This window comes from Arthrobacter sp. D1-17 (genome assembly GCF_054130535.1).
This window is the reverse complement of the sequence record NZ_CP096382.1, coordinates 3,778,004-3,790,778: the sequence shown is the minus strand read 5'-3', so window position 1 is coordinate 3,790,778 and position 12,775 is coordinate 3,778,004. Positions and strand designations below refer to the sequence as shown.

General features: G+C 65.2%; 11 protein-coding genes. 9 read left to right on the top strand and 2 right to left on the bottom strand.

The genetic code is table 11. The features are described from left to right. Window positions 1-385 precede the first annotated feature (385 nt). Genes M1E01_RS17510 through M1E01_RS17490 form a run of 5 tightly spaced genes read left to right on the top strand, consistent with a single transcriptional unit; the run spans window position 386 to window position 7,467 of the window. Window positions 386-1,891, top strand: a complete 1,506-nt coding sequence (locus M1E01_RS17510) for a pyridoxal phosphate-dependent decarboxylase family protein (protein WP_457975011.1) — start codon at window positions 386-388, stop codon at window positions 1,889-1,891. Beyond that, the gene (locus M1E01_RS17505; RefSeq protein WP_457972792.1) at window positions 1,888-3,333 is read left to right on the top strand and encodes a lysine N(6)-hydroxylase/L-ornithine N(5)-oxygenase family protein; all 1,446 of its coding nucleotides are present in this window, start codon (window positions 1,888-1,890) and stop codon (window positions 3,331-3,333) included. Before M1E01_RS17510 ends, M1E01_RS17505 begins: the two co-directional genes overlap by 4 nt. Next, window positions 3,330-5,048 carry an IucA/IucC family protein gene (locus tag M1E01_RS17500; RefSeq protein ID WP_457972791.1) on the top strand — a complete coding sequence of 573 codons (1,719 nt, stop codon included), beginning with the start codon at window positions 3,330-3,332 and terminating at the stop codon, window positions 5,046-5,048. The genes M1E01_RS17505 and M1E01_RS17500 overlap by 4 nt, the downstream gene beginning before the upstream one ends. Beyond that, a complete protein-coding gene (locus tag M1E01_RS17495; RefSeq protein ID WP_457972790.1) occupies window positions 5,045-5,680 on the top strand; it encodes a GNAT family N-acetyltransferase in 636 nt (211 codons plus the stop codon). The genes M1E01_RS17500 and M1E01_RS17495 overlap by 4 nt, the downstream gene beginning before the upstream one ends. Beyond that, complete coding sequence (locus tag M1E01_RS17490; protein ID WP_457972789.1) at window positions 5,677-7,467, top strand: IucA/IucC family protein; 1,791 nt, start codon at window positions 5,677-5,679, stop codon at window positions 7,465-7,467. The genes M1E01_RS17495 and M1E01_RS17490 overlap by 4 nt, the downstream gene beginning before the upstream one ends. A 134-nt stretch (window positions 7,468-7,601) precedes the next feature. Here M1E01_RS17490 and M1E01_RS17485 read toward each other — a convergent pair whose 3' ends face one another. Continuing rightward, a complete protein-coding gene (locus M1E01_RS17485) occupies window positions 7,602-8,177 on the bottom strand; it encodes a hemerythrin domain-containing protein (RefSeq protein ID WP_457972788.1) in 576 nt (191 codons plus the stop codon). Between the two features lie 129 nt (window positions 8,178-8,306). Here M1E01_RS17485 and M1E01_RS17480 point away from each other — a divergent pair, with 129 nt between their 5' ends. Both M1E01_RS17480 and M1E01_RS17475 read left to right on the top strand, forming a co-directional pair. Continuing rightward, on the top strand, window positions 8,307-8,513 hold the full coding sequence (locus M1E01_RS17480; protein ID WP_457972787.1) for a hypothetical protein: 207 nt from the start codon (window positions 8,307-8,309) through the stop codon (window positions 8,511-8,513). Between the two features lie 32 nt (window positions 8,514-8,545). Next, on the top strand, window positions 8,546-9,331 hold the full coding sequence (locus tag M1E01_RS17475) for an SDR family NAD(P)-dependent oxidoreductase (RefSeq protein WP_457972786.1): 786 nt from the start codon (window positions 8,546-8,548) through the stop codon (window positions 9,329-9,331). Between the two features lie 352 nt (window positions 9,332-9,683). Here M1E01_RS17475 and M1E01_RS17470 read toward each other — a convergent pair whose 3' ends face one another. After that, window positions 9,684-11,276, bottom strand: coding sequence for an MFS transporter (locus tag M1E01_RS17470; protein WP_457972785.1), 1,593 nt, complete (start codon window positions 11,274-11,276; stop codon window positions 9,684-9,686). 416 nt (window positions 11,277-11,692) lie between these two features. On the opposite strand from M1E01_RS17470, the gene M1E01_RS17465 reads away from it, so the two are divergent. Further along, window positions 11,693-12,232 (top strand): DUF2231 domain-containing protein, encoded by a 540-nt coding sequence (locus M1E01_RS17465; protein WP_457972784.1) that lies wholly within the window; start codon window positions 11,693-11,695, stop codon window positions 12,230-12,232. 261 nt (window positions 12,233-12,493) lie between these two features. Further along, window positions 12,494-12,754, top strand: a complete 261-nt coding sequence (locus tag M1E01_RS17460) for a hypothetical protein (RefSeq protein ID WP_457972783.1) — start codon at window positions 12,494-12,496, stop codon at window positions 12,752-12,754. Window positions 12,755-12,775: the final 21 nt, after the last annotated feature.

Genomic DNA, 12,775 nt, shown 5'->3' with positions numbered 1-12,775 from the left:
CTCTACTCCCGCATGCCTCCGCCCGGCCACGACCCGTGAGCCACGAGGGCGGGCGCAGGGTGGTTGCGTGGGGAGGCATTATGTCCCTCTGCCAGCAGCCGAACAAAGTCAATGACGTCCACGGGAAACACAAAAACCCCGAAAACGCGCGGATTTCAGAGAATACATCACAAAAGTTTGACTAAAAGGTGCCCCTAAGTAAGGCTTGCCTTGCTCTAAGAGTTTTGCAAGCCCGAGAAAGAGGATGACCACTGTGACGCTGCAGCCCCCTGTCCGTGAGAGACCAGCGCAGGAGATACCCGCTGAAGAAGATGCCGGTGATCAAACAGCCGGGGACAAGGGCCAACAGGAACAGGCGTATCCCGATTTTGGATCCCGTGTAGAGCTGGCCTTGTCCGCCAGCAACCACCTCTTGAATTCCCGGAACGCACCCCGATACGTGGCGCAGGTGCTGCAGGGGGTCAACGCCGTTGCCACCAAACTCGAGCGGACCGCGCGGCCGTTCACTGGAGTCGGGCCCGCGGAGATGAAGCGCCGCATCGGGGAGGTCGACCTGGCACAGCCACTGCCGGATACAGCGGCGGCGCTGGAGGAGCTCGAAGACGTGTACCTGCGCGACGCCATCTACTTCCACGATCCCAAATACGCCGCCCACCTGAACTGTCCGGTCGTGATTCCGGCGCTCGTGGGGGAGACCATCCTCTCCGCGGTCAACTCGTCCATGGACACCTGGGACCAAAGCGCCGGCGGCACCATGATCGAACGGCGCCTCATTGCATGGACGGCGCAGCGGCTGGAACTCGGCACCGACGCTGACGGCGTCTTCACCTCCGGGGGAAGCCAGTCGAACTTCCAGGCACTCCTGATTGCGCGTAACCATGCCGTGGCCACCCTGCGGCAGCACCCGGCGGCGGCAGGGCTGAGGCTCCCGGCACTGCTGGACAAGCTGCGAATCTTCACGTCGGAGGACAGCCACTTCAGCATCAGGAAATCCGCGTCAATGCTGGGACTCGGCTATGACGCCGTGGTCCCCGTCCGATGCGGCAGCGACCACAGGATGGACCCGGCCTCCCTGGCAGAGGCTTTGGCCGACGCCAACGGGAACGGTCTGGTGCCCATGGCGGTGGTTGCAACCGCCGGCACCACGGACTTCGGCGCTGTGGATCCGCTTGCCGAAGCGTCCGCCCTGGCCCGCGCCTACGGATCCTGGTTCCATGTGGATGCCGCCTATGGCGGTGGACTGATGGTGTCCGGCCGCTACGGTCACCTTCTGAAAGGCATCGGGCTCGCGGATTCCGTCACGGTCGACTTCCATAAGACGTTCTTCCAGCCCGTCAGCTCCAGCGCCTTGCTCGTCCGGGACGGGGCCATGCTTCGCCACGTGACATACTACGCGGACTACCTGAACCCGGAAGCCGCGGCACGTGCCGACATTCCCAACCAGGTGGACAAGAGCATTCAGACCACGCGCCGCTTTGATGCGCTCAAGCTGTGGCTGACGCTGCGGATTATGGGCGCTGACGCCATCGGTGCCCTTTTCGACGAGGCCATTGATCTCGCCGCCCGGGTGGGCGGCCTGCTGGCGGCGGACCCGGATTTCGAACTGGCTGCCGGACCCCAGCTCAGCACTCTTGTCTTCCGCTACCGTCCGCTGCTCGACGACGGCACCCGGCTTTCCGATGACGCCGCCGACTGTGTGAACCCAGCCATCCGAGCCCACGTCTTTGCCTCGGGCGAGGCCGTGGTGGCAGGCACCAAGGTGGCCGGACGCCACTTCCTCAAATTCACCCTCCTCAATGCCGAGGCCACGCTGGAGGACATCAGCCAAATTGTCGAACTGCTCCGTGAAGCGGGTGCAGGGCTGCTGAAGAGCCAGGAGGTGGCGGTGTGAACACACCTTCTTCCACGTCCCCTGATACTTTGGGCAGCGGGCGCATCTACGACTTCGCCGGAATCGGCGTAGGCCCCTTCAACCTGGGGCTCGCTGCCCTGACCGAGCCCATCGAGGGCGTGGACGCCGTGTTCCTTGAGCGGCGGCCGTCCTTCGATTGGCATCCGGGCATGCTGCTGGAGCCCGCGCACCTGCAGGTACCCTTTATGGCCGACCTCGTGACGCTCGCGGATCCGACGTCGCGCTTTTCCTTCCTGAACTTCCTCAAGCAGACCGGGCGCCTCTACCGGTTTTACATCCGCGAGAACTTCTATCCGCTGCGCGCCGAGTACAACCAGTACTGCCAGTGGGTGGCAGGGCAGCTGGACTCCGTGCGTTTTGGCACGGACGTCAGGGGGATAACGTACGACGACGGCGTGTACCGGCTCGCTGTTGACGGCCCGGACGGTCCTGACATCGTGCTTGCCCGCAGGCTGGTGCTCGGCACGGGAACATCGCCGTACATTCCGGACGTTTGCGCTGGGGTGATGGATGCCGGCGGGCTTGTCCTGCACAATGCTGAATACCTGCCACGGAAAGCCGAACTCCAGCAGCAGCGGAGCATCACGATCGTCGGCAGCGGCCAGAGCGCCGCGGAGATCTACTACGAGCTGCTGCAGGAAATTGACGTGCACGGGTACCAGCTGAACTGGGTCACGCGCTCCGGCCGCTTCTTCCCGCTGGAGTACACCAAGCTCACGCTGGAAATGACGTCCCCGGACTACGTGGACTATTTCCACAGTCTCCCGCAGGAGCGGCGGGACGGGCTGATCAGGAGCCAAAAGAACCTGTACAAGGGCATCAACTCCGAACTCATCGACGCCATCTACGACCTGCTGTACACCAAGAGCCTCACAGGCCTGACCGACACCAGACTGCTGACCCATTCGGCCCTGACGGGTGCGGCGTGGGATCCGGCAACCGGAACGCACACCCTGGAGCTGCGGCACGAGGAACAGGACTCCCCCTACAGCATCGAGAGCGAGGCGGTGGTGCTGGCCACCGGTTACTCCTACCGCGAGCCGGCTTTCCTCGCCGGAATCCACCGCCGCATCTCCCGCGACAACAGCGGCAGGTTCGCGGTGCAGCGCAACTACTCCACCGGCGTCGAACCCGGAGAGATCTTTGTCCAAAACGCGGAGCTGCACACCCACGGCTTCGTCACGCCGGACCTCGGCATGGCCGCCTACCGGAATTCGTGCATCCTGCGCGAGATCACCGGACGGGAGGCCTACCCCGTGGAACGCAGCATCGCGTTCCAGGACTTCGGCGCACCGGGCGCCGTTCACCAACAGGATGACATTCAACACCTACCCGAGCAGATGGAGCTTTCCATGTCCCAGTCCCACTTCCAGACCCAGGCGCCCGGCCAGGCGGCCTCCCAGATCGGAGAAAGCGCATGAGCATGTCAGCAGCCATCGATCTGCAGGTCCTGTCGGACGCGGCCCACGTGGACGCGGTGCTGCGCTGCTGGGTCCGTGAGCGCAACGTGACGGTGGGCGCGGACGGAATCTTCACCGCTGTCCCCGGCACGGCGCTTAACGTGAGCGCCCGCTGTACGCATGTCTCCCGGACAGGCCTGCACAGCTTCACGGACGTGGCCGTGGTGCACCCGGACGGCAGCCGCCAGGAAGTGGGCGCCGAGGAGCTGCTCGCCCTCCTGACCACTGGAGCAGAACCGCAGGAACGTTCGCTGTTGCTGCAGCGGACCAGGGAGTCCATCGGCAACATCAGCATCTTTGCAGGACGGGACCAGCGTGCGTCCGGGCCCATGGACGGGCCGCTGTCCCTGGACGGGCCGCTGTTTCTGGCCGCGGAGCGGTCCCTGCTCCTCGGCCACCTCCAGCACCCTGCTCCAAAAAGCAGGGACAACCTCAGCGCGGCGGAACTCGAGGCATATTCACCTGAGCTTGGCGGCCAGTTCCAGATGCACTGGTTTGAAGCGGACCGTTCCGTCGTCACCGAGGTCCAGGCAGCAGGTGCCCCTTCGCTGGGCGGAAAGGATGTGCACCAGTTGCTGGCGGACATCGCCGGACACCGCCCCGCTCCCGGCCACGTACTGATCCCGGCACACCCCTGGCAGGCGGAGGCTGTGCAGCAACGCGGGGCGGTCGGCGAACTCATGGCTGCGGGACTGCTCCGGCCGCTGGGTCCGCTGGGGGATGAATGGTGGGCCACCTCGAGCCTTCGCACCCTCTACCACCCCGAGCACCCGGTCATGCTGAAGCTGTCGCTGGGCCTGAAGATCACCAACTCCGTCCGGGAGGCCACGGCTACCGAACTCAAGCGCGGCGTCGAAGTAAACCGCCTGATCGATGCAGGTTACATCACCCACAGCGACCCTGGCTTCACCATCGTTCGGGATCCTGCTTCGGCCGCCGTCATCGACCCTTCCGACCCCACCGGCGGAACACTGACCGGGCTCGACGTTTCCCTTCGGGAGGTACCGGAGGCAGTGGACCGGATGGTGTGCCTGGCCGGACTGATCGCCCCCTCGGCACCAGCCGGCCCTGACACGTGGGGACCCAGCCTCCTGGCCCGCTGGTGCGGGGACCCCCTTGCATGGCTGGGCAGCTATGTCGACCGCGTCCTCGTGCCGATGCTCAGCCTGTACGCCGGCACCGGCATCGGCCTTGAAGGACACCAGCAGAACACCCTCGTCCGGCTGGACTCTGAAGGCCGCATCACCGGAGGCGCCTACCGGGACAACCAGGGCTACTATCTTGCCGCCTCCCGGCTCCGCGACGTCCTGGCCCGCACCGGCGGGGAAAGCAGCACCCTTGCCGTTGTTGACGACGCCATCGTGGATGACCGGCTCACGTACTACCTCCTGCACAACCAGACACTGTCTTTGGTTGGAGCAATGGCGGCGGAAGGTATGGCAAACGAGGGACTGCTGCTGGCGGTGGTCCGGGAGAGGCTGCAGGCGGCGCTCCCGGACCTTGCCGAAGCAGGCCCGGCCGGACCGCGGCTGGTGAACCGGTGGCTGACGGCCGCCTCCCTGCCCTGCAAGGCACATCTTGCCACGCGTCTCGCCGGCATTGACGAGGTGGTGGCGCCGCTGGATGCGCAGTCCGTTTACCTTGACGTGCCCAACCCGCTGGTGGTGGGTGCATGACGGCGCTGAGGTGGAGCCGGGAGGTGCCGCTGGAAGGACTGGTCCTGCGGCAGGCCACACCTGCTGACGCCCAGGACCTCGCCACCCTGATGGGCGAGCCGGATGTGGAGCAGTGGTGGCACCAGGCATGGGAGCCGGAGAAGTGGGCTGCCTATATTGCCGGTCTGGTGCAGGATCCTGACAGCCTGCCTCTGACACTTGCCGATAACGTGCCTGATGGGCAGACGGTGGGGTACGTCGAGGTCTACAGGGTGGCAACCGACACCCTTGGCCGGCACATCGCCCACAGCCCGACAGATCTCGGAATGCACCTCGCCCTGGGCGAGCTCGCGCGCGGACGGGGACTGGGCACACACCTGATCCGCAGTGTCCTGGACGCCGCCCCCGCAATCCTGGAAGGCTGCGGGCGCCTGGTGGCCGAACCGGACACCCGGAATACCAGGTCCCACCGGGCATTTGAGGCTGCCGGCTTCGCTGCCGCCGGTACCGTGCAACTTCCGGACAAGAGTGCCTTGCTTGTTGTTGCGGCACCTAATGCCGTGTCCATCCAGGAAACGGCGTCCATCCAGGCAGCTGGGTCCCTGCAGCAAGCCGTGTCCCCGCACCACATGAATGAAGGAGTCCTGTTGTGACCCTGCCATCCGCAAAACTGCTGGCCAAGCTGATCGGGGCCCTGCTCTCCGAGGAGCTGCTGCTTGCCGACCCCGTCAAGCCCGGCCCATCTGCAGACCTGGCAGGGGAGCCGAGCTCCATGCCGTTCCGGCTCGACCTCGAGACGGTTTCCTACCTGTTCACCGCAAGCCGCACGGGTTTCGGTGCCTACAGCGTTGACCCCGGAAGCACCCGCCGGGTCAGCCGCGGAGTGCTGGGCGACGACGAGAGCGAGCCGGCGGATGACCCGGGACGGTTTGTCGTGGACGCGGCGGGCGCCCTGGGACTGACCGGGACCACCGTCGCAAACTACCTCGCCGAGCTCTCCGCGACGCTTGCCGCCGATATGCGGTTGGAGGCGGCAGGAGTACCTGTAAAAGAACTGGTCCGCCTCCCGCACGCCCGCATGGAAGGACACCTGACCGGGCACCCCTTGCTGGTGGCCAACAAAGGGCGGCTGGGATTCTCGGCGTCCGACTGCGAACAGTATGCCCCGGAGGCACGCAAGCCGCTGCGCCCGGTGTGGCTGGCCGTTTCACGGCGCCTGGCGGAGTTCCGCGCCGTCCCGTCGATGTCGGAGCAGGACCTGCTTGACCGGGAACTCGCACCGGTGGAGCAGGATCGCTTCAAGGCGGTGCTTTGCGACAGCGGGGCCGACCCCTCCGGCTATGTGCTGGTGCCGGCACATCCCTGGCAGGTGGATCATGTGGTGCGGCAGTTGTGGTCCGGCAGCATGCTGTCCGGACAGATCATCGTCCTCGGAGAGTCGGAGGACGAGTATCTGCCGACACAGTCGATCCGGACCCTGGTGAACATCGACGCGCCCGGAAGGCTCCAGATCAAGCTGCCCTTGAAGATCCTCAACACGTCTGTGTACCGGGGCATTCCGCGGCACTGCACACTCGCGGCGCCGGTAACCACGCACTGGATGCGCTCCCTCTGGGACGCGGATGCGTTTCTTGGCCGGCACACGGTGCTGCTTGGCGAGGTCGCCTCGGTTACTGTCCGGCACCCGCACCTGGCGGACTATCCGGGCATCCCGTATCAGTGGGACGAGACCCTGGGCTGCATTTGGCGGGAACCGGTGGACCCCGCGCTGGGTGAAGGCGAGACGGTGTGGCCCCTGGCGATGGTGCTGCATGAGGACTCCGCGGGGGATCTCGCCGTTGCGGCCCTGGCGGAGCTCTCCGGGCGGGATCTTCGGGAATGGCTGGAGGCGCTGGTGTCCGTGACCGTGGGCCCCCTGCTGCACCTCCTGCACACCTATGGAGTCAGCGTAAACCCGCACGGAGAGAACCTGATGATCATTTGCGACGCCGGGGGAATGCCGAGCCGGCTGGTGATCAAAGACCTCGTCGACGACGTCTGCGTCAGCACGGATCCTGTGCCGGAGCGTTCCTGGGAACCGGACGGGCCCGTGCGGGTCCTGCCGCGCAAGCCTTGGCACGTGCTGCGGCAGTACATCGTGGACGCGCTGTTCCTTGGTGTTTGGGGACCCCTGGGCGACCTGCTGGACTCCCGCGGATTGGCCGGGACCTCCGCTGACTTGTGGAACCTGACCCGGAAAATTATCACCGAATACGCGGACACGCACCCCGGGCAGGCTGCCCGCCTCGCAGCCACAGGGTTCCTGGGGCAGGAGTTTGGACGCTACCCGCTCAACGGCTACCGCCTGCGCCTGGGCTACACGGACCTGGATACGCGGCCGCCGGTGCCGAAAGCAGGCACCATGCCCAATCCCATGTACAGCCCGGGTCTGCCTGTATAGGCCGGACTCGATGCACAGGAGTAGGGGCCGGGTTCAGAGCGGGCCCCCTGAAAAGCAGTCCTTTCCGGGCGCGTGGCCTGGGAAGGACTGCTTCGTTTCCGGCGCCGCCGGTACCGGCAGGCTGCAGCCTGTCGTTACCCGGTGTGCCGTCCCGTCAGTTTGTCCCGGAGCCGATCGACCATCCCAACGCCTGCTCCCACAGTCTTATGGAACAGTTCAGAGTGCGGCGCAGTGGGGTGCGGCCGGGTCGGTGCCAGTTTCTTGGCCTTCTGCACCTTTTCGCCTAAATCGACGAGTTTCTCCTCCGGGATGTGGGAGCGCAGCTTCGGGAACTGTTCAGATTCTTCGTCGCCGGCATGGTGGGACAGCTGCGACTCCAGTTCCCTGACCAGTTCCATGAAAGTCTGGTCCGCAGGATCGACGCGTTCAATCCGCTTCATCAGCTTGACGATGTCGTCGTGCTCTTTCTTGTCGTGTTCGACCTCCTCCGCACCGTTTGGCACATGGTCTTCCATCGCGGGGTAGACGAACATTTCCTCGGCGACGGCGTGACGCATCACTTCCGCGATCAAAGTGTCGGCCAGGTCCCGGCGCTCGCTGGCATCGGACGTCAGGCCGATCTGGCCTATCAGCTCAATCATCTCGCGGTGGTCGGCGGTGAGGATGTCAACGACATCCACCCTTGTCCCGTCAGCATTGGTTTCGGTCACGACAGGGTCCTCCTTTGGATCGTTGCCTCTACGGCGGCGGCCGTTCAGCGGCGGCCTGTTCAGCGGTGCTGAGGGGGCCAACGTATCACCGGCCAACTCGGAGATCCATGGGCAGGCGTTCACGCTGGGTTGCCTGACGTTGTTGCGTCGGATCGGTTCGACGCCGGTGCCCGCGGCAGTTCATCGGCCTTTGACCCCGCGATAGACGAGGACACCTGGACGAGGGCCCGCGGCTCGGCGCTGGTCCTGCCCACCGCCATGGTGGGCACCTCCGCCGACAGTCCGCGGATGTCCTGCGCTGGGAAGTTCGGGACGGGACAGGTTCTGAAAGGCTGAGCCCAGCAAAAGTGCAGCGCTAAGCTAGCGTCATGACCACAGCCCTCATCACCGGTGCCACCGCCGGACTCGGAGCGGAATTCGCCCGCCAGCTGGCGGAACAGGGCCACGACCTGGTGCTCGTCGCCCGCGACGAGTCCCGCCTGCAGGCCACCGCCGCGGACCTCTCACGCCGGTACGGGACCACCGCAGAGGTGCTGCCCGCGGACCTGACCGACGACGCCGGAGTGGCCGCCGTCGTCGAACGCCTTTCCGATACGTCCCGGCCCGTGGAGGTGCTGGTGAACAATGCCGGCATGGGGCTGCTGGAGGACTTTGACCGGAACAGCATCGAGGACGAGAAGAAGCACCTGAAGCTCCATGTCCAGACGGCAATGGAGCTCAGCCACGCCGTACTGCAGGGGATGCTGACGCGCGGTTCCGGCCGCATCGTCAACGTTGCAAGCGTGGCCGCATTCCTGCCGCGGGGAACGTATTCGGCTGCAAAGGCATGGCTGGTGAGCTTCAGCCGCTGGGCAAACCTCGCCTACAGTCCGCGGGGAGTGAACGTTACGGCGCTCTGCCCCGGGTTCGTCCACACCGAATTCCACGACAGGATGGGAATGGACAAATCCGTGGCCCCGGGCTGGACCTGGCTGCGCCCGGCCAGAGTGGTCCGCGAAGGTTTGGCAGACAATGCGAAGGGCAAGGCTGTTTCCGTTCCGACCAAGCGCTACAAGGTCCTCGCCGCCGTGGCGCGGGTCCTTCCGGACCGCGTCACAGCCGGGCCGCCAAGGAAGCCCAAGGAACCACAGCAGGGTTCCGGCGTGACCGGATAAGCACCACGACGAGGACGCCGGTCACGGCCCCACGAGCGTTTCCGCGCCGCGCTCCGCGATGAGCACAGTGGGGTCTGACGGCGCGGCCAGGTGGGTCATCAGGAGGATCGCTGCCCGAGAGCACACCAACGGCGCCGGCCGCGCCGACCGCAATGGTGTAGCGCGTCGCGTGGACGGCGGCCTTGTACCAGAGCTGTCCTTGCAGCCGGCTGGTGGTTCTCCTGGCCCCCGGCAGATGAGGGGGCTGCATGCGTATTCAGGGGAGGCAACAAAGGCCTGTCCCGCGCATGCTGCCCCGAGGACAGCACGCCGGACAGGCCTTCATCACGGACGCCGGGTTACAACAGCAGCATCAGGCGTTGGCAGGAACCTTAGCCTCTTCACTATCCGCCTTCGCCGCGTCCACGGTCTCGAACGGCAGTTCGTCGAGGTCAATCAGCGGGTTCTCGTCTTGGCCTGCAACCAGCTCACGGGCCTCCGCGGCGGTGTCCACGCTGGGCATGGAGCCAGGCAGCGGGCGCTGCGCCGACTCCTTAAGGAAGTAGATGGCGACCGCGCCGATGGCCGAAGTGGCCATCAGGTAGTAGGCCGGCATCATGTCGTTGCCTGTCGCCGAGATCAGCGCGGCAACGATGAACGGCGTGGTGCCGCCGAAGATGGCCACGGAGAAGTTGTAGGCGATACCCATGGCGCCGTACCGGCTGGATGTGGGGAACTGGGCAGGCAAAGCCGACGCCAGGTTGGCAACATAGAACGTCACCGGGAAGGCCACGAGGGAGAGCCCTGCCAGGGTAGACCAGACGCTGCCGATGCCGATCAGCATGAACGCCGGGGCTGCCAGCACGATGGTGCTCGCTGCTCCGATCCACAGCACGGGACGGCGGCCGATGCGGTCGGACAGCTTGCCGGTCAGGGGGATGCACAGGCTCATGATCACCAGGACCGGGATTGTCAGCAGCGTGCCGTGAACAGGATCGTAGCCCTTGGACTCGGTGAGGTACGTGGGCATGTAGGAGGTCAGCGCGTAACCGGCGGTGTTTGCCGCGGCCACGAGGACCATTGCCACGATGATCGAACGCCAGTACGCCTTTACAATGCCAACCGGGCCCTTCGCAGCGGCAACGTCTCCGGCAGCAGCGTCCCGGGCCTGCTCTTCCTGGGCATCAAGGGTTGCCTGGAACTGGGGGGATTCTTCGATCTTGCTCCGGAAATACACGGCAATCAGGCCGAGCGGGCCGGCGAGAAGGAACGGCAGGCGCCAGCCCCACTCCTCCATTGCGGACTGGCCCAGCGTCAGCTGCAGCCCCGAAACCAGCGCGGCACCGAGGGCAAAGCCAAGGTAGCTGCCGAGGTCCAGGAAGCTCGCGAAGAAACCGCGGCGCTTGTCAGGGGCATACTCGCTGACGAACGTCGTAGCGCCTGCATATTCGCCGCCCGTGGAGAAACCCTGGACGATCTTCAGCAGCACCAGCAGGCCGGCCGCCCACATCCCGATCTGGGCGTAGCCGGGGAGCAGACCAATAGCGAAGGTGCTCGCGGCCATCAGCATCAGGGTCGCAGCGAGGACCTTTTGGCGGCCGATTTTGTCTCCGAGCCAGCCAAAGATCACGCCGCCGAGCGGGCGGGCGATAAAGGTCGCGGCGAAGGTCCCCAGCAGAAAGAGGGTCTGGACTTTTGCATCGGCCTCGGGCAGGAACACCGGCCCCATAGTGGTGATCAGGTAACCGAACACACCGACGTCGTACCATTCCATGGTGTTGCCCACGATGGTGCCGCCGAGGGCCTTTTTCAGCATGGGCTGGTCAACAACATTGACGTCGGACTCCTTGAGCCTGCGACGTGCGAGTAGCCTTGGTTTTTTCACACCCTGAGGTGCCGCTTGGTCGGTTCCGCCGGCATCAGTAACGCCTGCTGAAGAGTCGGTCGTGCTTCGGTCTGTGGGCATTTGGGCCGCTCCTGTGGAGGTCATTTGCTTGCGACTTTTGGCTGCCCCGCTCTGGGCAGGCCTTCAATTTTACGCGATTGCCATGGCAATTGAGAGTTTGCTGCCGTACCATCCGACTTTTTAGCCCCGGATACGCGGCCGGACCGGACTCTGTTTCCCCATGTTTAGGCCCGTCGTTTCGCGGATCCCGTCGCCCTGACGGCGTCCATATCAAAATTTTTCTTGGCAGGCCCGTTTTGGGCACAATTTCCGGGGTACCGAGGCCCTCCAGCCACCGGAATTGTGCCCCGGATCGTGCCTCGGATTGTGCCTCCAGCAGCTGGGAATAGTGCCTCCGGCCGGGCGGCAGGTTGAACCTTTTGGTGCCGGTGATCGTCTGTTCGGATAAGCGGATCCGGCAGCGCGGGCTGCGGGCCGTGAACTGGGACAGAAACGGGTCGGGGGTGTTCGTCGTGGACTACGTGGTGAACGGTCTGCCACTGCACATTCTGGTGGTGCACGGCACGGTGGTCCTCGTGCCGCTCGCTGCCTTGTGCACGCTCCTGAGCACGGCATGGCCGGAGGCCCGGAGGCGGCTGGGTATCGTGACTCCGCTCCTTGCCCTGGTGGCACTGATCATCGTCCCTATCACGCAGCAGTCCGGCGAGTGGCTTATGCAGCGCGTGGACACAACCCCCGCCATCACAACGCACTCCAACCTCGGGGGCACGCTGCTTCCCTGGGTCATCGGGGTGTTCATTGTGGCCGTGGCGCAGTGGCTGTGGTTCCGGTACGGGACCGCACAGGTTGAAGGACTCCGGAGGAAGCTCGGAACTGCAGGCTCCCGCGCTGCGGGAGCCGCCGTCGTCGTGCTGGTCCTTGTCCTCTGCGGTGGAACCGTCTACCGGGTGATAGAGATCGGGGAGGCCGGTTCCCGTGCTGTCTGGGAGGGTTCCTTCACTACGGGGCAGGACTGATGTTTTGCAGGGGTTCCGGCCTGCCGGGTTTCTGCCTATGGTTGAGCCATGGGAACACTCATTTTTGAGTAGCGGCACGGCTGGGTAGCCGGCACGGCGGCTGTCATCGCTGCACCCTGCATCGCCGCCACATTACAAAATCCACGCCTGTTGAGGCCCGCCTCCGCGTGTTCCGGTCTCGCCGAACATACACTCCGGCCAGCCGGTTATCCCGAAGGCAGCCAGGCAGCGGCTTCATTTCATCGCGGAAAGGAAGAACAAATGGCTGATAAGAGCAAAGGGCACTCCCTTAAACCGGAGGTGGCCGCACACCTGTTCGAGTCCATGGACAGGCCCCCGCTGCCCACTCCCGAAACCATCGCCGTCGCCGCGGCCATGGCCACCGGGCACCGCTGGCCCGACGGAAATGGCAAGCACCGCCACCCAAAGGACCGAGGGTCGAACCACGGCCGCATGGGGCAGGGAGCCGCAGTGACTGCAATCCACCGGACAAGCCGGCCCCAGCTGCCGCACTCGTCCTAGCCCTGGATCCACGTCGCGAAG

Coding starts and splice junctions, on each gene's coding strand:
- M1E01_RS17500 (WP_457972791.1), top strand. CDS start 3,330: ATGAGCATGTCAGCAGCCATCGATCTGCAGGTCCTGTCGGACGCGGCC.
- M1E01_RS17495 (WP_457972790.1), top strand. CDS start 5,045: ATGACGGCGCTGAGGTGGAGCCGGGAGGTGCCGCTGGAAGGACTGGTC.
- M1E01_RS17475 (WP_457972786.1), top strand. CDS start 8,546: ATGACCACAGCCCTCATCACCGGTGCCACCGCCGGACTCGGAGCGGAA.
- M1E01_RS17470 (WP_457972785.1), bottom strand. CDS start 11,276: ATGCCCACAGACCGAAGCACGACCGACTCTTCAGCAGGCGTTACTGAT.
- M1E01_RS17460 (WP_457972783.1), top strand. CDS start 12,494: ATGGCTGATAAGAGCAAAGGGCACTCCCTTAAACCGGAGGTGGCCGCA.